This is a genomic window from Sphingomonas sp. BL-S-29, from assembly GCF_055521495.1.
The window spans coordinates 1,433,565-1,453,954 of record NZ_CM145482.1 but is presented as its reverse complement, the minus strand read 5'-3'; the positions used below and the strand labels follow the sequence as shown (position 1 = coordinate 1,453,954).

The 20,390-nt window shown below is 66.3% G+C and carries 21 protein-coding genes; 13 read left to right on the top strand and 8 right to left on the bottom strand.

Annotated elements, in window-relative coordinates:
* Positions 1 to 75 precede the first annotated feature (75 nt).
* Together ACZ1I2_RS07025 and ACZ1I2_RS07020 are read left to right on the top strand one after the other, a co-directional pair.
* On the top strand, positions 76 to 426 hold the full coding sequence (locus ACZ1I2_RS07025) for a DUF3147 family protein (protein WP_465174622.1): 351 nt from the start codon (positions 76 to 78) through the stop codon (positions 424 to 426).
* A gap of 223 nt (positions 427 to 649) precedes the next feature.
* The gene (locus ACZ1I2_RS07020) at positions 650 to 823 is read left to right on the top strand and encodes a hypothetical protein (RefSeq protein ID WP_465174623.1); all 174 of its coding nucleotides are present in this window, start codon (positions 650 to 652) and stop codon (positions 821 to 823) included.
* Between the two features lie 240 nt (positions 824 to 1,063).
* On the opposite strand, the gene ACZ1I2_RS07015 is transcribed toward ACZ1I2_RS07020, so the two are convergent.
* Together ACZ1I2_RS07015 and ACZ1I2_RS07010 are read right to left on the bottom strand one after the other, a co-directional pair.
* Entirely contained in the window at positions 1,064 to 1,783 is a 720-nt protein-coding gene (locus tag ACZ1I2_RS07015) for a Crp/Fnr family transcriptional regulator (RefSeq protein WP_465174624.1), read from the bottom strand.
* Positions 1,780 to 2,058, bottom strand: a complete 279-nt coding sequence (locus ACZ1I2_RS07010; protein WP_465170397.1) for a DUF6894 family protein — start codon at positions 2,056 to 2,058, stop codon at positions 1,780 to 1,782. The genes ACZ1I2_RS07015 and ACZ1I2_RS07010 overlap by 4 nt, the downstream gene beginning before the upstream one ends.
* A 382-nt stretch (positions 2,059 to 2,440) precedes the next feature.
* Here ACZ1I2_RS07010 and ACZ1I2_RS07005 point away from each other — a divergent pair, with 382 nt between their 5' ends.
* Positions 2,441 to 3,190 carry a Crp/Fnr family transcriptional regulator gene (locus ACZ1I2_RS07005; RefSeq protein WP_465174626.1) on the top strand — a complete coding sequence of 250 codons (750 nt, stop codon included), beginning with the start codon at positions 2,441 to 2,443 and terminating at the stop codon, positions 3,188 to 3,190.
* A gap of 29 nt (positions 3,191 to 3,219) precedes the next feature.
* On the opposite strand, the gene ACZ1I2_RS07000 is transcribed toward ACZ1I2_RS07005, so the two are convergent.
* Entirely contained in the window at positions 3,220 to 5,439 is a 2,220-nt protein-coding gene (locus tag ACZ1I2_RS07000; protein ID WP_465174627.1) for a hypothetical protein, read from the bottom strand.
* Positions 5,440 to 5,635: 196 nt separating this feature from the next.
* On the opposite strand from ACZ1I2_RS07000, the gene ACZ1I2_RS06995 reads away from it, so the two are divergent.
* From ACZ1I2_RS06995 to ACZ1I2_RS06980, 4 genes are all read left to right on the top strand, one after another.
* A complete protein-coding gene (locus tag ACZ1I2_RS06995) occupies positions 5,636 to 6,241 on the top strand; it encodes a DUF4142 domain-containing protein (protein ID WP_465170400.1) in 606 nt (201 codons plus the stop codon).
* Positions 6,242 to 6,323: 82 nt separating this feature from the next.
* Positions 6,324 to 6,638, top strand: a complete 315-nt coding sequence (locus ACZ1I2_RS06990) for a type II toxin-antitoxin system Phd/YefM family antitoxin (protein WP_465170401.1) — start codon at positions 6,324 to 6,326, stop codon at positions 6,636 to 6,638.
* Positions 6,635 to 7,021 carry a type II toxin-antitoxin system VapC family toxin gene (locus ACZ1I2_RS06985; protein WP_465170402.1) on the top strand — a complete coding sequence of 129 codons (387 nt, stop codon included), beginning with the start codon at positions 6,635 to 6,637 and terminating at the stop codon, positions 7,019 to 7,021. Before ACZ1I2_RS06990 ends, ACZ1I2_RS06985 begins: the two co-directional genes overlap by 4 nt.
* Before the next feature lie 65 nt (positions 7,022 to 7,086).
* Entirely contained in the window at positions 7,087 to 7,593 is a 507-nt protein-coding gene (locus tag ACZ1I2_RS06980; protein WP_465170403.1) for an FKBP-type peptidyl-prolyl cis-trans isomerase, read from the top strand.
* 247 nt (positions 7,594 to 7,840) lie between these two features.
* Here ACZ1I2_RS06980 and ACZ1I2_RS06975 read toward each other — a convergent pair whose 3' ends face one another.
* The gene (locus ACZ1I2_RS06975; protein WP_465181610.1) at positions 7,841 to 8,218 is read right to left on the bottom strand and encodes a hypothetical protein; all 378 of its coding nucleotides are present in this window, start codon (positions 8,216 to 8,218) and stop codon (positions 7,841 to 7,843) included.
* Between the two features lie 67 nt (positions 8,219 to 8,285).
* Complete coding sequence (locus tag ACZ1I2_RS06970) at positions 8,286 to 8,480, bottom strand: hypothetical protein (protein WP_465181609.1); 195 nt, start codon at positions 8,478 to 8,480, stop codon at positions 8,286 to 8,288.
* A gap of 10 nt (positions 8,481 to 8,490) precedes the next feature.
* On the opposite strand from ACZ1I2_RS06970, the gene ACZ1I2_RS06965 reads away from it, so the two are divergent.
* Both ACZ1I2_RS06965 and ACZ1I2_RS06960 read left to right on the top strand, forming a co-directional pair.
* Positions 8,491 to 8,682 (top strand): hypothetical protein, encoded by a 192-nt coding sequence (locus tag ACZ1I2_RS06965; protein ID WP_465181608.1) that lies wholly within the window; start codon positions 8,491 to 8,493, stop codon positions 8,680 to 8,682.
* A 37-nt stretch (positions 8,683 to 8,719) separates the two neighbouring features.
* Positions 8,720 to 9,958, top strand: coding sequence for an esterase-like activity of phytase family protein (locus ACZ1I2_RS06960; RefSeq protein WP_465170406.1), 1,239 nt, complete (start codon positions 8,720 to 8,722; stop codon positions 9,956 to 9,958).
* Between the two features lie 299 nt (positions 9,959 to 10,257).
* On the opposite strand, the gene ACZ1I2_RS06955 is transcribed toward ACZ1I2_RS06960, so the two are convergent.
* The gene (locus tag ACZ1I2_RS06955) at positions 10,258 to 10,902 is read right to left on the bottom strand and encodes a hypothetical protein (RefSeq protein WP_465174631.1); all 645 of its coding nucleotides are present in this window, start codon (positions 10,900 to 10,902) and stop codon (positions 10,258 to 10,260) included.
* A 421-nt stretch (positions 10,903 to 11,323) separates the two neighbouring features.
* Between ACZ1I2_RS06955 and ACZ1I2_RS06950 the strand changes: the two genes are divergently transcribed.
* Positions 11,324 to 14,593 carry a TonB-dependent receptor gene (locus ACZ1I2_RS06950; protein WP_465174632.1) on the top strand — a complete coding sequence of 1,090 codons (3,270 nt, stop codon included), beginning with the start codon at positions 11,324 to 11,326 and terminating at the stop codon, positions 14,591 to 14,593.
* 17 nt (positions 14,594 to 14,610) lie between these two features.
* Entirely contained in the window at positions 14,611 to 15,969 is a 1,359-nt protein-coding gene (locus tag ACZ1I2_RS06945) for a pectate lyase family protein (RefSeq protein ID WP_465174633.1), read from the top strand.
* A gap of 2 nt (positions 15,970 to 15,971) precedes the next feature.
* Here ACZ1I2_RS06945 and ACZ1I2_RS06940 read toward each other — a convergent pair whose 3' ends face one another.
* Positions 15,972 to 16,982, bottom strand: a complete 1,011-nt coding sequence (locus ACZ1I2_RS06940) for a M28 family peptidase (protein WP_465174634.1) — start codon at positions 16,980 to 16,982, stop codon at positions 15,972 to 15,974.
* A 133-nt stretch (positions 16,983 to 17,115) separates the two neighbouring features.
* On the opposite strand from ACZ1I2_RS06940, the gene ACZ1I2_RS06935 reads away from it, so the two are divergent.
* The gene (locus ACZ1I2_RS06935) at positions 17,116 to 17,967 is read left to right on the top strand and encodes a hypothetical protein (protein ID WP_465174635.1); all 852 of its coding nucleotides are present in this window, start codon (positions 17,116 to 17,118) and stop codon (positions 17,965 to 17,967) included.
* A gap of 42 nt (positions 17,968 to 18,009) precedes the next feature.
* Positions 18,010 to 18,552 (top strand): GNAT family N-acetyltransferase, encoded by a 543-nt coding sequence (locus tag ACZ1I2_RS06930; RefSeq protein WP_465174636.1) that lies wholly within the window; start codon positions 18,010 to 18,012, stop codon positions 18,550 to 18,552.
* A gap of 119 nt (positions 18,553 to 18,671) precedes the next feature.
* Here ACZ1I2_RS06930 and ACZ1I2_RS06925 read toward each other — a convergent pair whose 3' ends face one another.
* On the bottom strand, positions 18,672 to 20,369 hold the full coding sequence (locus ACZ1I2_RS06925; RefSeq protein ID WP_465181607.1) for an SDR family oxidoreductase: 1,698 nt from the start codon (positions 20,367 to 20,369) through the stop codon (positions 18,672 to 18,674).
* Positions 20,370 to 20,390: the final 21 nt, after the last annotated feature.

The following is a 20,390-nucleotide window of genomic DNA, read 5'->3' as shown; positions in this document are numbered from 1 at the left end:
CGAGCGCCTGTTGTTTCTCCAATTTACCGCGCGATGATCTAGGCGATCGGCGCTGGCCGCCCTAGGCTCGCCGTCATGCTCTATCTCGCGATCAAGGCCCTTGTCTCGGGCATCATCATCGCCGCGGTCTCCGAGATCGCGAAGCGCAGTCCCGGCTTCGGCGCGCTGGTCGCGTCGCTGCCGCTCGTCTCGGTGCTGGGCATGATGTGGTTGTGGCATGACAAGCCCGACGCCGCGACCATGGCCGATCATGCCGGCGCGACCTTCTGGTACGTGTTGCCGTCGCTGCCGATGTTCCTGCTGATCCCGGTGCTGTTGCGCCACGGCGTGCCGTTCTGGCTGGCGCTGTTCGCCGGGTGCGCGCTGACCGTCGCGCTGTATCTCGCGATGATGTGGATCGGGCCGCGCTTCGGGTTGCGGCTCTAGGAAATTCCAACAGGGTTCGGGCCGGATTTTCGCTGTTCCGCGCCCGTAACAGGGACAGAACAGGGAAGAAGTATTTTTTCCACTGCGAGCGGTCGACCGACCGTCATAAAGACGATGTTTATCAACAAGATGTGGTCACCATCCCTGTTATGGATAACAGCGAACGGTGCCCGGATAACAGGGAAGATGCCGCCCGGAACAGGGAAAGCGGATCTTCCAACAGATGCCGGCGATGTCAAAGAGCGTGATCGCCGTGAAGGCGCGATTCCGGCCGACGCTGCCACGATCCCGGGCGCTTTTGAATCGACGTGCTGCCTTCGTGCCGATGTTCCGACCGATCCCGGCGCTGCTGCGTGCCGGGTGCGTGCTGACCGTTGTGCTGCGCGAAGAAGGATGATTCGCGCGGAGGCGCGGAGATTGTCGGAACTGCGCGATTCGGCATGATCTCTCCGCGCCTCCGCGCCTCTGCGTGAACCGCTCTCTTCACGGGACGGTGCCGAACGAGGTCGGCAGTGGCCGTGGCATCGTGCCGCGCGCCAACGCCGTGCAGCTTTCGCGGCGCGTTGGATGCCGGAACAAGTCCGGCATGACGGGTGTGGTTGTGGTTCCTGCCGGAAACAAACCGCGCCCGGCCGGCTTATTGGTGCTGGCGTTCCAGATAGAGATAGCCCGGCTCGAACTCGGCGATCTTGCGCAGCCGGGCCATGTCCCCGATCGTCACGCGACCCTTGCCGAATTCGACCGCGCCCTGTTCGCGCAATTCCCGCAAGGTGCGATTGACATGGACCGCAGTGAGCCCGAGGCATTCGGCGATGTCGATCTGAGTGAGCTTGAGGTCATAGCTCGTCTCGTCGGCAAGCCCGACCAGCCCGAGTCTGACATGCAGCTCGCAGAACAGATGCGCGGTCTTCGACAGCGCGGTGCGCCGCCCGAGCGAGACTTCCCATTCGCGGTGGATCGCCGCGTCCAGGTTGGTCGAGAACCAGTACATCCGGGCGAGATGCGGATGATCCTCGGTGATGCGGGTCAGCCGGTCGTGCGGCACCATCGCGATCCGGCAGGGCGTCAGCGCCATGATGTTATGGTCGAGCCGCTTCAGCGAGAAGCTGTGCAGATCGACGAAATCGCCCGGCACGTGCAGCTCGGTGATCTGCCGCTCGCCATTGCGCAGGTCCTTGTACCGGCACATCAGCCCGTCGAGCAGCATGGTCGAGGTCGACAGCAATTGCCCGGCGTGGATGATCGTGGTGCGCGCCGCCACCTCGCGGGGTTCGAGCACGGCGGCGCGGATCGCCTGTTCCTCTTCAGCGCTGACGTCGTCGCGGGCGCGCAGGCGCATCAGATGCTTTTCGATCATCCGCTCTTTTTCCCGGGCTGGCGCACCTCGACGGCTTCGCCGAACGGCACGGTCCGCTCGGCGGCGCCGTCGCCGTTGGTGATCTCGATGCGACCGTCGAGGTCGATCTCGCCGCCTTCGAGCTCGTCCGCGAGGATGGAGCGGATACCGGCCAGCGCCGCGTCATGCGCTTCGTCCGGGCCGGACAGTTCCTGCCCTTCCTCGTCGGGGGTGAGGCCGGTGCCGTTATGGATGTGGAAATAATATCTGGGCATCAGGCCCGAACGCCGCACCACCGCTTTCGCTCCGGGGGATGTGACGGGGCCATGCCATCAGGGGTCACCCGGTGCCGACATGACCGGAGAATGGTCAGCCGGACGGGATGCTCCACCGCGTCAGCGCGCAGGCAGTGAGCACCGCGCCGTTACGGTCCTTAACCTTGATCGATCCGCGCGACTGTCTCTCGGCCACCGGAACCCAAACGCATATCCCGGTGATGGCGTTTTCATATCGTCGGCACGGCGACGTCACTATAATTTAACATAGGTTGTACTTGTTTTTTCCAACTTTTGTTCCCGTTGCCGCACTGCATGTGTTAAAGCCGGACCATCGTCATTGGGTTAAGTCCGGGTCCGGCGACTGAGAGATGCGTGAGCTCCCGCCCATCGGAGAGCCTGCATGTCGTCGGACGATCATCCCCTGTCCAAATTGGTGCGCAAGCTGGAAAGCCGTACCGCACTTGGCCCGTCAGATCGCACGGCGATCATGGCGCTGCCCTTCACCGAGCGGACCTATGAAGCGCCGGCCTATGTGCTGCGCGAGGGCGAGCCGGCCAGGAAACAGTGCAGCTTCGTGCTTTCCGGCCTCGCCTTCCGGCAGAAGCTGGCGGCGACCGGCGCGCGGCAGATCGTCTCGATCCATATGGCGGGCGACTTTCTTGACCTGCAGCACCTGTTCCTCAATCGCGCCGACCACAGCATCCAGGCGCTGAGCCGGCTGGAGACGGCCGAGATCGACCGCGTGGCGCTGCAGGAGCTGGTGCTGCGCCATCCGGCGATCGGCCGCGCGATGTGGACCGACGCGCTGATCGATGCGTCGATCTTTCGCGAATGGGTGCTGAATGTCGGTCGCCGCGACGCCAAGGCGCGGGTCGCGCATCTGTTGTGCGAGGTATCCGTGCGGATGGAAGCGGCGGGGCTGACCGATGGCCAGGGCTATCATCTGCCGCTCACCCAGGAGCAATTGGGCGACGCGGTCGGCCTGACCAGCGTGCATGTGAACCGTACGCTCAAGGCACTGAGCGAGCTTGGACTGATCCGGCGCGACAAGCGCCATGTCCGCTTCGACGATCTCGACCGCCTGAAAGCCGCGGCCGATTTCAGCGCGCTCTATCTGCATCTCGACCAGACGGTGATGCCGCCAGAATAGGCCTGGATTGTCCCCGCATCTGGCCGTGATCAATCCCAGCTGAGCACCAGCCGGCCATTGGCCGGCACGACATAGTCGATGCGATCAGCGGTCACGGCTTTCGGGCGGATCACATCGCCGCCCGCCATGGTCACCCGGGTCCTGGGCAGCTTGCGGCGCTTTGCGCGGACCAGGCTGAACGCGGCGAGGCAGGTTTCCCCGCCATCGAGCGAGATCGACAGGGCCCGATCCGCCAGACGTTCGCGCGCGCGGATGAAATGGTTGCAATGGAGCAGGAACGGCGCGCCCTCGACCTGGTGGAAGGAGCGGGTCGCGAACACGAAGGCGGCACCGGCACCGTAAATCTCCTGTCCGACCTGCCCGGCCGGCTGGCCATCGGCGTAAAGGTCCTCCAGCGGGAAGGATAGTTTCGGGTCGATATGGCCGTTGCGGATCTCGGTCGCGAGCATCTCCCTCGGCAGCGCATCGGGATAATAGAACCACGCCCGGTCGAGCGCATATTTGCAATATTCGGCGACGAGCATGCGCACCGCCGGCTCGAGATCGGGCCCGCTATCATCGAGATAATGTTCGAACGCGGCGAAGCTGTCGAAGCATTCGTAGATCGCCATATAGGGCGCGTCCTGCAGGCAGGTGACGGCAAGGAAATTGCGGAAATGCCGCGCGAAGCCGATCTCCGATTCCCAGATCTCGCTGTTGTGGAAGAAGCTGGCGAGATAGACATAGCTCTGGTCGAGGAAGCGCCGATCGTCGGTGATGCGCCATAGCCGCATGCAGGCCGCCGCGCCCCATGCCGTCAGGTTCGCCTGATAGTTGAGGTTGAAGCGCCGGCCCATCGCCGCCTCGATCGCGGCGCGGGCCTCCTGCAGATATTCGTGGCGGTCGGTCAGCTCATAGGCCTGGAGCATGACCCAGGCGTAGATGCCGCCGACATCGGTCTGGCCGCGATCGTCGCCGGCATTCGCCGTAATGACGGAAAAGTCGGTGACGTCGTACATGACCGGCCAGTCATAGTGGAAATGCCGCGCTGCCTTCACGCCGAAATCGACCGATTTCAGGAACAGCCGCCGCATCGCCTTGTCGCCGTGCAGCGCGAGCCGGCCGAGATTGAGCATCGGGTGGTAGAGATACCAGCTGTCGACCGCATCCTTGTTCTTGTCCCTGCCGACATTGGGCAGATAGCGTCGCAGCGTCTTCAGCTTCGGGTCGTAGAAGCGGCTCAGCCCCGCCTTGAACTCCGGCTCGAGCGGGTGCGCGGCGCCGCTCCACCGGCCCCAGTCATGGATCGCCGAGAGCAGCGACATCTGCACCATGATGTCGGGATATTCGGCCGCAGTATAGGGATGGACATAGCGATGACCGTAATGGCGGATCATCGCCTCGGGCGCCGTGTCGAGATCGCGCAACGTGTCTTCGGACCGGGATATCCAGTCGCGATAGTCAGTGATCGGCAGGTCGAGTTGCTTGTAGACGACCCCGAGCATCTGGAGGAATTGCCGCGCCGATTCAGCCTCGGCCTGGGGCGCGTCGTGGCGAAACACGAGGATCGCATCCGACAGCGTCACCGTGACGCCGGCGTCGAGCGCCTTGTCCGGCGTCATCTCGCCCGGCATCGGCGTCGGCACGAGATAACCGAGCTCGGGCCAGACGCCGCCGACCGCCCCGTCGGGCTTCGTGCCGGTCGCGAGATAATAGTCGTTCATCGCGGTCAGGTTCTGGAAATACAGGATGTTGCCGAAGGCCGGCTCCTCCATCCGGAAATAGAGCAGGCCGCTGTTGAGCCCGCGCTGCGCCGCCTCGACATGGCCGACCGCGCCCGCCGGATCGTCCTTCGCGTCGAGCGGATAGAGATCGCGCGGCAGGAACGGCACGAGCAACGCCGTCGCCGGCGTGAGGCATATCGTGACGCGCAGATGCTCCAGCGCCTCGCCGCCGGAGCGCAGGACGATGTCGTGCGTGCCGAGCGGACTCGTCACCTTGAGCCGCGCGGCTTCGTCGGTCCCGGCCTTGTGCATGGTGCAGTCGAAATCGCCCTCGGGCACGAAGGCGAGCCGCAGCGCCAGGCCGCCCTTGCCCTCACGCCGGATCAGCGCCCACAGCGAATCGCCGGTCGCGCGGACCTCGATCGCCAGCCCGCCGGCGGTGAAACCCGCGACGCGCCGCGACCCTCCCGTCGTCAGCGCCTTGCGCAGGGCGAGCGCGAACGGCGTGAGGCCCGGCAGCTTCTCGGTCCGTACCAGCGTCGCCATGGCGGCCTCCCTTCCGGCCGCATAACCGGATTCGGCCCCCGCGGTTCCAGTGAGCTGGCGTCCCTTGACGCAGGTTATGACGATCGTCCGGTCAGCGCCGGAACAGCGGACGCAACGCCACCCCGCACCGGAGCGTCGCGGAACGGCGGGCTTGTCCGGGCGTTCGAAGCCGCCTGCACCCAAGGAGTCTCCTTCAATGAAATATCTCGCTTCCGTCGCGATGGCCGCCCTGGCGCTGAGCCTCGCCGCCTGTGGCCCGAAGACCGAGCAGGCCGCCGACACTGTCGAGAACAGCGCCGGCGAGGCGATGACCGATCTGGGCAATGGCGCCGCCAACGCCGCCGATGCGGTGAGCGCCGCGCTCAACCCGACGCCGAGCGGCCAGACCTTCGCCGATACCGCGGCAAAGAGCGACGCGTTCGAGATCGCGGCGGCGAAGCTCGCGCTGACCAGCGCGTCCTCCGCCCAGGTCAAGGCGTTCGCAAACGACATGATCAAGGCGCACACCGCCTCCACCGCGAAGATCGAGGCGGCGGCGGCCAAGGCGCGCCCGGCGATCACCCCCGATGCGACCCTGACCGGCGAGCAGAATGACGACCTGGCCGATCTGGCCAAGCTGAAGGGCGCCGATTTCGACAAGGCCTATATCGACGGGCAGATCGACGCGCATGACGACGCGCTGGAGCTGATGGAGGATTTCGCGAAGGACGGTGATGTCGCACCGCTCAAGGCAGCGGCCGGCGACATCGCGCCGGTGGTGAAGAGCCATCTCGACATGGCCAAGGCGCTGGAAGTGCGCTGATCCTGGGGACGGCGGGGAAAACTGCCGTTCCTTGTTCGGCCAGGACCTGATCCGGGGTTGCCCAAGCCTTGATATGGACCATATGATGGTCTATCTCTCTCCTATATGGTCCATTCAATGGTCCATGGAGAACAGGACGATGCGCGTGTCGGTATCCGATGCAAAAGGGCAGCTTACCGAGCTGGTGCGCCGTGCCGAAGCCGGTGACGAGGTCGTGCTGACGCGGCATGGCCACCCCGCCGTCCGTCTGGTACCGATCCATCCGGTGCCGGACCGCAAGGCGCGCCGGGTCCTGCTCGAGACCCTGCGTGCGTCTGCCGCGGCCAAAAAGACGGCTGGTCCGCCGGCCGCGCGCAGCCAGGATTTCCTGTATGAAGATGACGGCCTGCCCGGATGATCGCGGTCGACACGTCGGCACTGATGGCGATCCTGCTCGACGAGCCGAAGGCCAATGCCTGTATCGCGGCGCTTGAAGGCGAGGACGAGCTGATCATTTCAGCCGGCACCATGGCCGAAGCGCTGATCGTGGCGGCGCGGCGCAATGTCGGCGAGGAATTGACCGCGCTGATCGATGGCCTCGGCTTCGAGATCGCGCCGGTGAATTCCGCATCGGCGCGACGCGTCGCCGAGGCTTATGCGCTATGGGGCAAGGGGCTCCACCCCGCCGCGCTGAATTTCGGCGACTGCTTTGCCTATGAAGTGGCGAAGGAGCGTGGATGCGGCCTGCTCTATGTCGGTGACGATTTCGCCAGGACCGACATCGCGCCGGTTCTTGCCTGATCCAATTCCCTTGACCGCGCATCCGGCTATAGAACGCCCACGACAATGAGCGCGAAGGGCATGTGATGGGCAGGATCTGGACGGCGGCGGCAGCAGCGGTGGTGATGGCGGCGCTGTCGCCGGCGGCGTCGGCCCAGGACGCGCCCGATGCGGTCAACAGCCAGGATGCAAGCTGGCACAACCGCCAGATGCTCTATCTGCTGAGCCTGAAGGAAGCCGATGGCTGGCATTATACCGTCAGCGGGCTGCGCTATCGCCGGATCAAGGCAGGCCCCGCCGGCGCGCCGCATCCCGCGCCGACCGACCGGGTGACGATCCACTATACGGGCAAGCTGATCGACGGCACCGAGTTCGACAGCTCGGTCGGCCGCGGCGCGCCCGCGACCTTCCCGCTGCCCCGGCTGATCCGCGGCTGGCAGGAGGGCGTGCCGCTGATGGCGGTCGGCGACACCTTCGAGTTCGCGATCCCCGCCGACCTGGCCTACGGCACCGAGGCGACCGGCCCGATCCCCGGCGGCGCGACCTTGCTGTTCACGATCGAACTGTTCGGGGCCGCGCCTGCCGGGGGTTAGGGCGGCGTGCGTTAAATGTGATCGACCGGAGGAAGTTCGCGCTAGCCCTCCCCGTTCCCCGGCGAAGGCCGGGGCCCAGTTGGGAAGGTTGATGTGACGGCATCCGGCACCCGCCACGATCGTCCCCCAACTGGGCCCCGGCCTTCGCCGGGGAACGGAAAATGTGGCGAGCGCGTCCCGTGAACGCATGGCGCTCCAGAGGCGCAGGCCTGGAACTGAAGTTCGTTCCGTTACAAACCTGCCCTCTCTAAGGCGCGGTCGCGTTGCCGGCGGGCGTCGCGGCGTCGACGTCCTTGGTCGCGATCTGCAGCATGCCGCTTTCCTGGAGGATGACGACCCAGTCGCGCCCGTCCTCGCAATGCGCCGTCCAGGCCGGGCGGCCCTGCACCGGTGCGCGCGGCTCGGAGCTCGACACCGACTGGCAATCGCTGCCGGCATCGTCGAGCGCGCGGTAGAAGACGACATCGCGCTGCTTCGGCGCCAGCGCGTTGATCCGCCCGAGATAATCGATCTGGGGCGTGGCCGGCGCGGCGGTGTTCTGCTGCGGGGCGGGCTGACCGCAGGCGCCAAGCGCGAGAGCGAGGCAAGCAGACATCGGGATCTTCATCGCGGGCGACTCCATCATGATGCGATGCTTGTCGCAGGAATCGGCAGGCGGCGTGAAGATGAAAACGCATCGGGCCGGTGCGCGTTCAGCCAGCGCGGAGCCGCTCCCGCGCACGCTCGACCGGGATCGCCTCAGCGCCGAGCGCCATGACCGGCGGTGCCTGCCAATGCCGGCTTAATGCGGAAACGGTGGTTCGCTCTCGAAGCTTAACGCCCGCCAGGCCCATCTCGGCGCCGCGCCAATCGGGGCGCAGGACGATGGCGATGCGAACCCGGTACATCGGAGCGGCAATGGTGATGGCGAGCGTGGCGGCGGTGATCGCGCTGCGGTTGCTGGTGACCATGCCGCCGGACAATCATCCGGTGACCACGGTCGAGCTGCTGCTCGCCGCCTTCAGCATCTTGGCCGGCCTGCCCGGCGTCGGCATGCTGATCGAAGGCCCGGCGATCTTCGGCCTGGTCGATCGGCCGCGCGAACGCTGAACGGGCTTCACGGCCGCAAAGCGGCTATGGCGGGGCGATGACCCATCGCGATTCCGTCCATGCCGTCCGTCTCGATTATGCCGATGAGCTGCTGGGCACGCTCGATCTGCCCGGCGGCACGCTCCGCGTCACGCGCGGGCTCGGGTCGGGGCTATCACGGCGGGCGGGGGATGCGCCGGGCGTGGTGTGGGCGGTCGGCGATCGTGGGCCCAACATGAAGATCCCCTTTGCGATCGACCGGTACGGGCTGGAGGGCCTTGACGACCTTGCCGATCTGGCCGGCGCCAAGATCATGCCCTTTCCCGGCATCGGCCCGGCCATCTCCGAGCTGCGCGTCGAGGGCAATCGGGTGACCTGCCTGCGCACCATCGCGCTGCGCGATCGTAGCGGGCGGCCATTGTCCGGCCTGCCGGTGCCGGGCCCCTTCAGCGAACCCGCCTTCGACGTGCATGGCACCCCAATCGCGCCCGATCCGTCCGGCGCCGATACCGAAGGTATCGCGGCGGCGCCCGACGGCAGCTTCTGGATCGCCGACGAATATGGCCCGTCGATCTTCCATGTCGCCGCCGACGGCCTGGTGCTGGTGCGCTGGGTGCCCAAAGGGTGCGGCGATGCGTTTCGTGGGGCCGATTATCCCGTGGTCGAGGCGCTGCCGGCGATCGCCGCGCGCCGCGCGCTCAACCGCGGCTTCGAGGCGCTGGCGCTCTCACCCGACGGGCACCGCCTCTACCTCGCCTTCCAGAGCCCGCTCGCGCATCCCGACGAGCAGACGCATCGCCGCGCGCGGCATGTCCGCCTGTGGGAGATGGAGGTGGCGACCGGCGCGGTGACCCGGCAATTCCTCTACCGGCTCGACAAGCCCGGCAGCTTCCGGCGCGACTCGGCGATCGGCGATGTCGATCGCGCCGACCTGAAGCTGTGCGACATCGCGATGACCGGACCGCGCACCCTGCTCGTGCTCGAACGCGCATCGGCCACGAGCAAATTCTACGCCGTCACGCTCGACGACAAGCGCGCGCTCGACCCGTGCCAGCTCGATATCGCCACCAGGCCGACGGTGGAGGAACGGAGCGCCGCGGGCGAATCGCTTCCGCACCTGGCCAAGACCCTGGTCTTCTCGACGGACGACCATCCTGGGATCGACGCCGATCTGGAAGGCGTGACCCTGATGTCCACCGACTCGCTGTTGCTGGTCAACGACAATGATTTCGGGGTGGACGGGGTGACGACGCGTTTCTGGCGAATCGCCTTGCCCGCCAATGTGTTGATGGAATGAAAATGCGGGGGAGAGCGCCTTTGGCTGCTCGATCCCCCGCGCTGTCGCGTCGCCGGTGCCGGTCTTTCCGGCGGCTTCCCCACTCCTGTTGTGTTTCGTTTCTTGTTTGAGGCGATACGACGGCGAGTCTCCATAGCCGAATCGCGGACAAAAAAAAGGCCGGTACGAGACCGGCCGTGAAAGTTTTAGGAGAGGATGCCTGAAAGGCACGATCTTTGTGCGCTGCAGCAGGTTTTATCGCAAGTGCAAATATTGCATTGCAGCATCCATAAACTGCAACTGGTAGCGTTACCATCGCGTCAACCATCCGCCCCCCATCGCGCCGGCTGCCCCCGATCCCCGTCCGGCAGCCTGGTGAAATCGGAGATCCAGTTGACCTCCCAGCTCGTGCCGCCATCGTCGGAAAAGGCTTGTTCGATCCGGAAGCGGGTGGCGGTCATGTTCGAGAAGATGAAGCGTACCAGGATCGCGCGGCCGTTCAGCTCCTCCTGATTGTAGAACAGGCCCCGGCCATCAGCGAAGCCGCCGACCATCGGCTCGCCCAGCGCCCCGTCGGCACCGTTGGCCCAGCGGATCTTCCATTGCCGCGATGCCGCGTCGTAGAGCCTCAGGCTCATCCCCTCGATCCGCCCGGCCGGACCCGATATATCGAGCTCGCCGATATTCGCCTTGCCGCCCCAGAGCGGATGCACCACCGAGATGCCGTCATACGCGACCCAGGTCCGGGACCCGGTCAGCGGCTTCAGGCGGCGCGCGATATGCGCCTTCCACCGCCCGAACTCGAAATCGAAATCATGCGCGCCGTCGTTCAGCACGGGCGCGGCGCGCGCCTCCGGCGGTGGCGGCGCCACCTGCGCTTGCGCCGTCACCGCGCCCGGCAACGCCGCCAGCCCCGCCGCCAGCAACAGCGGCCGCCAGTGCCGCACCATGCGATCGATCGTCATGACTCCTCCCCTCCCGCATCGGCCCGTTCGCCGTGCGCCTGCTCATTTAGCCGAGATGCGGGGCCGGACAAAGGCAGAGCGACCGCTTCCGCTGTACCGCAGATACGGCGGTTGTTGGCTCTTGACAGCGGCGGATCGCAACGAGATGATACCGGTGTCAAAATGGCACTGCGAGATAATCGCAGGTCTGACGGGGTGGGGATGCCAGTGGGGGTAGTGGTAACGCGGAGACGATCAGAGCTTCACGTATCACGCTGAAAACAATGTCTAATACCGTAGTGGAGGCCCGTGACGGGTCATGGGATCGGAAACAGGCCGTCGGGTAATGGCCTGGCCCGAACGCTACGGAACGGACACCGCTGTCATTCCCGAAACATCACGGCATGGCGGAATGATCCGCCGGCCGCTCGGGAGAGACGGGATGACCTTGGACACGCGCGGCACGGCCGCATCACGGCGCACTCGATGGATGGTCGGCTCGGCAATGGGCATGCTGGCCATGGCCATGCCGGCTTATGGCGAGGCGGCGGACCCCGTGCCGGCGCCGCAGGCGGGCGAGACCAGCGGCACGGACGAGGGCGACATCGTCGTCACCGGCTTTCGCGCGTCGCTGCAGAACGCGCTGTCGCTGAAGCGCCGTTCCGACCAGATCATCGACGCGATCACCGCGGAGGACATCGCCGAATTCCCCGACGCGAATCTCGCCGAATCGATCCAGCGCCTGCCCGGCGTCTCGATCGACCGCGACAATGGCGAGGGCCGCACCATCACGGTGCGCGGCCTGGGCGGCGATTTCCAGATGGTGCGGCTGAACGGCGCGGATGCCCAGAATGTCGCGGGCGGCAATACCTCGGACGCGGGCGCCAACCGCAGCCGCGGGTTCGATTTCAACACCTTCGCCTTCGAATTGTTCGGGGGCGTGACCATCACCAAGACGACCGCGGCGGTGAACGACGAAGGCTCGCTCGGCGCGATCGTCGATCTCACCACCGGGCGGCCGCTCGCCAACAAGGGCAATCGCTTCGCGCTCGGCGCCGAGGGCGAATATCGCGAGAACGGCAAGTCATGGAACCCGCGCCTGACCGGCCTCGCCTCGATCAAGCTGACCGACACGTTCGGCATCCTCGTCTCGGGCGCCTATCAGAAGCAGGAACAGCAGATCGATTCCTATCGCCGCAATATCGGCGCGTTCGAATATAGCTATCGCAACTCGCAGCTGAACGGCGTCACGCCCAACACCTTCGGCTTCGCGCGGCCGAGCACGGCGGGCACCGGCGCGACCTTCGGGTCGGATCCGGCTGCCTATGCGCTGATCACCCCGACCACGATCATCCCCGCCTTGCCCTCGATCGGCCGGCAGGAGCTGCGCTACGAACGGATCGGCGCGACCGCGACGATGCAGTGGCAGCCGACCAGCCACACCGAGATCATCGCCGATTTCGTCTATTCGAAATATGACCAGGACAGCATCACCGACGCGATCACCACGATCGGCCTGAACCGCAACGGCACCAATGCCCGCGTCACCCAGAACACGCTGCGCGCCGCCGGCACGGCCAATGGCAATGCGGACCGTGTCGCGCTCTACCCCACCTGCACCCAGAGCGCGACGATCGACTGCGGCGACGCGCTCTATGGCGGCGTGCTGGCCGGCATGCTCAACAGCCGCAATCCCAACAACCTCAACCCGTACGACTATTATAATGCCGCGACCTCCGCCGGGCGCGTGCCGACCGCCAACCTGACCGGCTATTACAACGAGCTGATCGGCCGCCCGAACACCAAGATCCGCGGCGCGCATGTCAACGGCGCGGGCCAGGCGGATTATCTGCTGCTCGACGATGTCGACTGGCGCAGTTCCTCCGACGCGCAATATGGATCGACCGAGTTCAAGCAGGCGACGCTCAATTTCCGCCAGGACATCAGCGACGATCTGAAGCTGGACGGGACGATCGGCTGGTCGCGGTCCGAATTCAGCGCGACCGGGCTGCTCGCCGAGATCAACGCGATCGACCGGGACAATTATATCTTCGACGATCGCGGCGGGGACAGGATGCCGATCTTCAACCCCGGCTTCGACGTCGCCGCGCCGGCGAGCTGGACGCTGGTCAAGGGCCTGTCGACGATCCGCTATTTCAAGACCTTCGTGAACAACGAGTTCCGCGTGGCACGCGCCAATTTCACCTATGAGGCGCTGCCGGAGATGACCCTGCGCTTCGGCGGGACGTTCAAGCAGTTCGATTTCGACAGCGACCAGGGCCGTCGCAGCCAGGACATCGAGGCGATCAACCCGACCCTGCTCGAATCCAACCTGGCGATCACTGACCTGGGCAAGACGGTCGGCTTCGGCCAGGGGCTGCAGGTCACTCAGGGCACGCCGACCAGCTTCTATGCGCCCGACCTGGACAAGTTCCGCCAGCGTTTCGGCATCGACTGCAACTGCATCAACAAATGGGGCGATTACCGTGCCGTGGCGGACGGGCGCCAGCGCAACGCGGTGACCGAGAAGGACATTTCCGGCTTCTTCCAGGTCGATTTCAATGTCGACGCGTTCGGCCGCCCCCTTCGCGGCAATGCCGGCATGCGCATCGCCAATACGCGGGTGAACGGCCTCGGCAATGTCGGCGGTACCGACGGGGTGCTCGGCATCCCGGTGACGGCGCGCAACGAATATTGGGACTGGCTGCCCTCGACCAACATCACTTACGAGCCGATGGACAATTTCCTGATCCGCTTCGCCGCGGCACAGGTGATCTCGCGTCCGCAGCTCGCCAGCCTGACGCCGGGCACCACCGCTTTCGCCAGCGGCCTCAACGCGGCCGGCGCGGCGCCGGCGGTCACGGTCGGCAACCCCTATCTCAACCCGTTCCGCGCGACCAATTTCGACCTCAGCTTCGAACGCTATTTCCGCAACAACGGGCTGATCGCGGTGGCGCTGTTCAGCAAGAAGATCGATTCCTTCCCGCAGCAGATCGCGGGCGAGGCGCCGCTCTCCTCGGTGTTCGAGCCGGCGATCTACAATCAGCTGGTTGCGGCGATGACCAGTCCGACGCTGCAGGCCTATACGCTGGCCGGCGGCACCTGGGCGATCCGCCAGTTCCAGGATGCGCCGGGCGGCACGATCAAGGGCGTCGAGGTCAATCTCCAGACCGACTTCTTCTTCCTGCCCGCGCCCTTCGACAAAATGGGCATCGCGGCGAACTACACGCATATCGAGTCGAAGCTGAACTATCTGACCGGCACCGTGCTCTCGACCACCCAGACCGGCACCGCCGCGACCGCGCAGAACAGCTTTGCCGAAGGGCCGTTCCTCAACACCTCGCCCGACGCGTTCAACGCGACGCTCTATTACGAGAACAAGGTCTGGTCGGCGCGCGTCTCCGGCGCGTACCGCAAGCGCTACGTCAACCGCTTCCCGCTCGCGACGGGCACCTGCAGCGTCGGCACCACGACCAATGCCGGGGCCGCCTGCAACTCGCCGGTGCTGGCCGATTTCGGCTATAACGAGGACACGCTGAACGTCGATTTCGCGATCAGCGTGAACGTGACCGATTTCGCCAAGCTGACGCTGGAGGGGCGCAACCTGACCAACGACCAGCAATATCGCACCATGTATGCCGCCAACCCGGTGACCCAGACCTATGCCAGCACCGGGCGGATCATCACCGGCGGCGTGCGGTTCATCTTCTGATGCGGGCGATGCGGATCATGGCGATCGGTGCCGTGCTGTCGGGGGCGCTGTCGGGGACGGGAGCGGGGACGGCACCGGCATCGCCGGCCCATGACACATGCCAGCGCGCCTTCCCCACCGCCGAGGGAGCGGGCGCCTGTTCGGCCGGCGGGCGTGGCGGCAAGGTGCTGCGGGTGACCAACCTGGCCGATGCCGGGCCGGGCTCGCTCCGCGCCGCGGTCGAGACTAGCGGTCCGCGCGTGATCCTGTTCGATATCGGCGGGACGATCACCCTGCTCAAGCCGCTCAAGATCCGTGAGCCGCGCGTGACCATTGCCGGCCAGACCGCGCCGGGGGGCGGCATCACCCTGCGCGGCCAGCCGCTGCTGGTCGACGCCGACGACGTGGTGATCCGCTTCATCCGGTCGCGGCTCGGCGACGAGGAGGGGGTGGAGACCGATGCCATCACGGTCGAGCGCGGGCGGCGGATCATCCTCGACCATGTCTCGGCGAGCTGGTCGGTCGACGAGACCTTGTCGGTCGGCATTCCGCAGCGCAAGCCCGAGGACGATATCCGCGACGTGACCATCCAATGGTCGATCATCGCCGAATCGCTCGACGGGTCGATCCACGCCAAGGGCGAGCATGGCTATGGATCGCTGATCCGCGCGGCGCATGGCGCGGAGATCAGCTTCCACCACAATCTCTGGGCGCACCATATCCAGCGCATGCCGCGCCCGGGCAACTACATGCCGCCCGCCCAGGACCCGGAAGGGCCGCGCATCGAGTTCCGGTCGAACCTCTTCTACAATTGGGGCGGTGCGCGATCGGGCTATAATGCCGATAGCGGGGAGAAGGCGTCGCACAGCGCCTATGCCTTTATCGACAACAGCTATCGCACCGGCCCGTCGAGCAAGGCGGCGATCGCGTTCGACGAGGGCGATCCGCTGGCCAGATCGCTGTTCGCGGGGAATGCGATGAACGGCGTGGTGCCGGCCGATCCGATGAGCCTGGTCACCGGCATCAAGGACCCGGCCAACCGGATCGCGGCGCTCACCATAAGGCCGGTGCGGGCGCAGGGCTGGGCCGAGAGCGAGCAGGCAGTGCTGGCGCGGGCGGGCGCGTCGCTGGTGCGCGACGCGGTGGATGTGCGGATCGTGGGCGATGTGACGGCGGGCACCGGCGGGATCATCAACAGCCAGAAGCAGGTCGGCGGCTGGCCGGACCTGCCGCCCGGCGCGCCGTGGCGCGACGGCGATGGCGACGGCCTGCCCGATCGCTGGGAGCGCGCCCACAAGCTCGATCCGGCTGATCCGGCGGATGCCGCGCGGCCGGCGGGCGGAGGCTATAGCCATCTCGATACATGGCTGGAGGAACTGGCGACGGCCCGGCGCTGACCCTACCGCATCGACCTGATCGTCTGGTCCAGCCCCGACACCAGCCGCGCGAGCCGGTCATAATCGATCTTGTCGGGCGTGTCCGCGAGGCTGTGATAATGCGGATAGCGGAAGGGCGCGGTGTCGGTGACCATCAATGCCGGGAAACCCTCGCCCGAAAAGGCCCAGTGATCCGACCAGTCCACCCCCTGGATGAAGCCGGGTGCCGCGCCGCCGACGCTGGGGAATTGCGCGACCTCGCGGAACGACCGAACCGTCCGCCGCACGAAACCCCGCGCGTCGGTCGTGCCGACGAACGCCACGAAATTCCCGGTCTCCGGATAGAGCATGCCGAGCGGCCAGGGATAATGCTGGCTGTGCGGCGCATCGCTGTAATAGCCGATCGTCTCCAGGCTGATCATGCCCAGCACAGGCTCGCCGCCGCGCTTCAACTGGGCGGCATAGACGACGCTGCCCATCAGCGGGGTCTGGAACCAGGGCGGCTCCTCATTGACGAACAGCACTAGCCGGAGGCGCAGCGCCGCCTTGCCGCGCAGATCGGCGAGGCTGCGCGCCAGTTCGAGCACCGCCGCAGTGCCGCTGCCATTGTCGTTTGCACCGGGCGCGTCGAATGCGCTGTCGTAATGCGCGCCGATCACCAAGGTCTTCGCGTCGGATTTGGCAGGCTCGATCACCACGTCGATATTACGCACCCGCTCCCCGCCGGCACTGAAGCTCTGGCGGCGCACGGCATAACCCATGCCGGCCAGCGCCCCCTCGATATGCCGCGCCGCGCGTTCGAGCTCGATCGGATGCTCGACATTATGCGGCACGCTGGCGATGGCGGTGACATGGCCGCGCAGCCTGGCGGCAAGCTGCGCCTCGCCGGCGGTCAGCGGCGGAAGCGGGCCGGCATAGGAAGTGCCCGGCACCGCCGTCAGCCACAGGAGCGCCGCCACCGGGAGCAGGAAGATCGCGGCGACGATCGCCAGCGAAAGGAGCCGGGTCCGCCAGATGCTCGTGTCGTCCATCATTGGCGCTCCCCAAGGGACGCAGGCTAACAGGCGCCCCGGCTTCTGCCAAACCGGCGACCAGTTGGCGCCACGACACCGCCTTTTTCCGGCGCCAGAATGATCACCACGCCCGGAATTCACGGTGGAGATGTCGATGCACTTCATGGCCGGACGCGAAATCGGCGCAATTCTGCTGCCACTTGCTCTCACCGCATCGTCGCCGTCCCCCCAGGCCACCGCCGTGAAGGAAGAGCTTCGACACGCGCCTCTGATTCTTGCCGCACCAGAGGCTGGCAATCCGAAACCATTGATCGTGCTTGTCGAAACGCACCCGTGGCTCATGGTCATCGGATCGGACTCGCCGAGCTTCGCGCTCTATGACGATGGCCAGGCGATCTATCGGACGAAGACGGGATATAAATCCGTCAAGCTCGGCAAGGCGGATCTGGCGAGACTGATCGAGCGCCTGGATCTGGGCACCCTCGCCTGTCTGGACGAATATTACGATGCCGCGTCCGCCACCGATCAGCCGACGGAAGTCCTGACGATCTTCAATGGCGACAAGCGCTCGTCCGTTTCAGTCTATGGCTCGATGAAGTCCACGTCGGTGCGGTCGAAAGCACCAAAGGCATTTATTACGAGCTACGACATCCTGCATGCCTTTCAGCGCCCCGATGCGCGCGACTGGCTGCCCGAGAAGGTCGAGGTGATGGTCTGGCCCTATGCATATGCGCCCGAAGCGTCGATCGTCTGGCCGAAGGGCTGGCCCGCCCTTGATGGCCCCGGCACGGTCAAGCGCGGCGATTCCTACAGCATCTTCCTGCCATCGTCCGATTATCCCGCACTGACCAGCTTCCTTCGCGACCGAAAGGAAAAGGGCGCGGTCGAGATCGGCGGCAAGAAATGGGCGGTCTCCACCCGCTTCCCGTTCGCGGGAGAAAAGGGCTGGATGAGAAGCCGATCGAAGGATGCTGCGGCGTCGGCTTGTCCGAACCCGCGCCGCTAACTACGCCGCCCTCCCAGACGCCCGCCTTGACGAGGTAGATGCATGTTCGATTTCCAGCCGACCTTGTCAGGCGATCTGCTCAGCTTGCGGCCGCAGGTGCCGGAGGATTGGGACGCCTTGTTCGCGGTGGCGTCCGATCCGGCGATCTGGGCGATGCACCCGATGCGCGAACGCTATCGCGAGCCGGTGTTCCGCGCCTTTTTCGACGATGCGCTGGCCGATCGCGGCGGGCTGGTCGCCCGCGACCGCGCCGACGGCACGGTGTTCGGCTTCTCGCGCTATTCGGAACTGTTCACCGAACCCGGCGAAGTCGAGATCGGCTGGACCTTCGTCGCGTGCGAGCGCTGGGGCGGGGGGTGGAACCGCGAGATGAAGAGGCTGATGCTCGGCCATGCCTTTGGCAGCTATGACAGCGTCATCTTCCGCATCGGCGAGGACAATCTCCGATCGCGCCGCGCGGTGGAGAAGATCGGCGGCGTGCTGACCGACCGGGTGCAGGAATATCGGATGGGCGACGCGGTGATCCGGCATGTGACCTATGCCATCGCGAAGGACGATTTCGCGGGCGGGCCGATGGGGGGCTGAACGCCGCGTCGCTTCTCCGTCATGCCGGACTTGTTCCGGCATCCAAGTTTCCGCAGGCGCCGCACCCTTGCTTTTGCGGCACGATGGACCCCGGAACGAGTCCGGGGTGACGGGCGAAACTAGGTAGCCAGCCATCCGTCATACCGCACCACGAGCCCGATGAGCGGCAGCGCGGCCGTCACGTCAAAGCGGAAACACTCGCCCTCCTGCCATTCGCGCGCCTGGATGCGCGGGCCGAGCGCCAGCGGCAGCGGCAGGCCGAAACAGGTCCAGCGGCGCATCTCCATGCGGAGACCCTGGTCGTCCGAGGGCAGGTCGAAATGGAAACGCAGCGGCCCGAACCGCTCCACCAGCCGGGCGCCCTTTTGGCTCAGCCGGCTGGAAAAAACATGCTGGCCGAAGGACCGGGTCCAGGTCTCCACGCCATTCCGTTCGGCAAAAGCGACATGCAGCGGATGAGTCCCCGCCGGCGGAAAGCCCATGACCCGCGCGACCGTCCGCGCGACCAGCCCGGTACCGCGCTCCACCCGACCCTCGCCCGAGGCACCGCCGTCGCGGCACACCTCATGCACCCGGCGAACCGCGGCCGGCAGCGCGTCGAAGGCCGGGCCGATCACGCGCCGGTACAGGGGTGGCGGCAGACGAGTCTCGATTGCCTCGTGGCGCAGGGCGAGCGTCCCGAACAAGGGTTCGAACCGGGCGAGATCGAGAAAGCGCGATGCATTCGCCGCCCCGGCCGGAATGCGGCCGGAAAGAATATCCTCGGCGATGAGGACCGCAGCGAGCGTCGGGATCTCGGGGCCGTCGCCCCGTTCGGCAATCAGGGTCCAGCGGCGTTCGACCAGCCCGGCCTCATCCTCTCCCGCCAGACGCACCGACATGGCGGAGCGATCGCTGGTCAACGGCCTGGTCAGGCGCTGCAGCGGCAGCAGGACGGGCGCGAGCGGCGCAGCCGACAGGCCGAGCCAGCGAACCGGCCAGCTCAGCAGCCACAGTCCGATGGTCTGCAGCGCAATCTCCGTGCCGGCGCGAAAGGCCACCGCCGGGCCACCCGGCAGCATGCCGGACATCAGGTCCAGATCGGGCACCTCGGCCAGGGCGACCCAGCGACCGCGTACCGCCGGCACGCCCGCCACCGCAAAGGTCTCGCGCCGCAATTCCTGCCAGCCCCAGCCGGACGTCCAGCACCGGCCGCGCCACAGCCATATCGGTCGTCCGACATAGGACAGGATCGCCGCGGCGACCGACGCGCCGGCGGTCGCGCGATTGGACGCGCTGATCGCGACATCGACCTGAGTGACCCGGTCCATGCCCTTTGCGAGCCGGCGCGCGACCGCGCCGGACAGCGCCGGGACGCTCGACGCGCCGGAAATGATCGTCATGCCCGCCACTTGCGCCGCCGCATCGAGCGCGGCGATCCCGGTCACGAAGTCGCGCGCATCGGCGAGGTCGAGATAGGATATGCCTGCCCGCACACAGGCCAGCGGCACGCCATAGCCGCTATTCTGAAACGGTCCGGCCGCATCGATCAGCAGGTCGGGGCGATGCTCGGCCAGCAGCGCATCGAGATCGCCGTTGCGGTCGGCGAGCACCGGCTCGGTACCGTCGACCTCCGCGCAAAAGGCCTCCGCCTTGTCCGGATTGCGGCCCGCGACGAGGATATGATAGCCACGCCCGGCGAGCCGGCGCGTGAGCCGCGCGCCGAACCCGCCATAGCCGCCAAGGATCAGGACCCGGCTCAGCGCCGTCCCCTTCTGGCATCTACCCTGATGATCGTGGTTGCGCGCAATGCCATGCTCCGTGTCAGCAAAGCGCAATGGCATCCGACACTTACCGGA

Excerpts from the sequence above, each read along its gene's own strand:
- ACZ1I2_RS06935 (WP_465174635.1), top strand. The coding sequence starts at position 17,116 with ATGCACTTCATGGCCGGACGCGAAATCGGCGCAATTCTGCTGCCACTT.
- ACZ1I2_RS06945 (WP_465174633.1), top strand. The coding sequence starts at position 14,611 with ATGGCGATCGGTGCCGTGCTGTCGGGGGCGCTGTCGGGGACGGGAGCG.
- ACZ1I2_RS07020 (WP_465174623.1), top strand. The coding sequence starts at position 650 with ATGCCGGCGATGTCAAAGAGCGTGATCGCCGTGAAGGCGCGATTCCGG.
- ACZ1I2_RS06975 (WP_465181610.1), bottom strand. The coding sequence starts at position 8,218 with ATGATGGAGTCGCCCGCGATGAAGATCCCGATGTCTGCTTGCCTCGCT.
- ACZ1I2_RS06965 (WP_465181608.1), top strand. The coding sequence starts at position 8,491 with ATGGTGATGGCGAGCGTGGCGGCGGTGATCGCGCTGCGGTTGCTGGTG.
- ACZ1I2_RS06990 (WP_465170401.1), top strand. The coding sequence starts at position 6,324 with ATGATGGTCTATCTCTCTCCTATATGGTCCATTCAATGGTCCATGGAG.
- ACZ1I2_RS06985 (WP_465170402.1), top strand. The coding sequence starts at position 6,635 with ATGATCGCGGTCGACACGTCGGCACTGATGGCGATCCTGCTCGACGAG.
- ACZ1I2_RS06980 (WP_465170403.1), top strand. The coding sequence starts at position 7,087 with ATGGGCAGGATCTGGACGGCGGCGGCAGCAGCGGTGGTGATGGCGGCG.
- ACZ1I2_RS06995 (WP_465170400.1), top strand. The coding sequence starts at position 5,636 with ATGAAATATCTCGCTTCCGTCGCGATGGCCGCCCTGGCGCTGAGCCTC.
- ACZ1I2_RS06960 (WP_465170406.1), top strand. The coding sequence starts at position 8,720 with ATGACCCATCGCGATTCCGTCCATGCCGTCCGTCTCGATTATGCCGAT.
- ACZ1I2_RS06930 (WP_465174636.1), top strand. The coding sequence starts at position 18,010 with ATGTTCGATTTCCAGCCGACCTTGTCAGGCGATCTGCTCAGCTTGCGG.
- ACZ1I2_RS07000 (WP_465174627.1), bottom strand. The coding sequence starts at position 5,439 with ATGGCGACGCTGGTACGGACCGAGAAGCTGCCGGGCCTCACGCCGTTC.
- ACZ1I2_RS06940 (WP_465174634.1), bottom strand. The coding sequence starts at position 16,982 with ATGATGGACGACACGAGCATCTGGCGGACCCGGCTCCTTTCGCTGGCG.
- ACZ1I2_RS06950 (WP_465174632.1), top strand. The coding sequence starts at position 11,324 with ATGACCTTGGACACGCGCGGCACGGCCGCATCACGGCGCACTCGATGG.
- ACZ1I2_RS07025 (WP_465174622.1), top strand. The coding sequence starts at position 76 with ATGCTCTATCTCGCGATCAAGGCCCTTGTCTCGGGCATCATCATCGCC.
- ACZ1I2_RS07015 (WP_465174624.1), bottom strand. The coding sequence starts at position 1,783 with ATGATCGAAAAGCATCTGATGCGCCTGCGCGCCCGCGACGACGTCAGC.
- ACZ1I2_RS06970 (WP_465181609.1), bottom strand. The coding sequence starts at position 8,480 with ATGTACCGGGTTCGCATCGCCATCGTCCTGCGCCCCGATTGGCGCGGC.
- ACZ1I2_RS07005 (WP_465174626.1), top strand. The coding sequence starts at position 2,441 with ATGTCGTCGGACGATCATCCCCTGTCCAAATTGGTGCGCAAGCTGGAA.
- ACZ1I2_RS06955 (WP_465174631.1), bottom strand. The coding sequence starts at position 10,902 with ATGACGATCGATCGCATGGTGCGGCACTGGCGGCCGCTGTTGCTGGCG.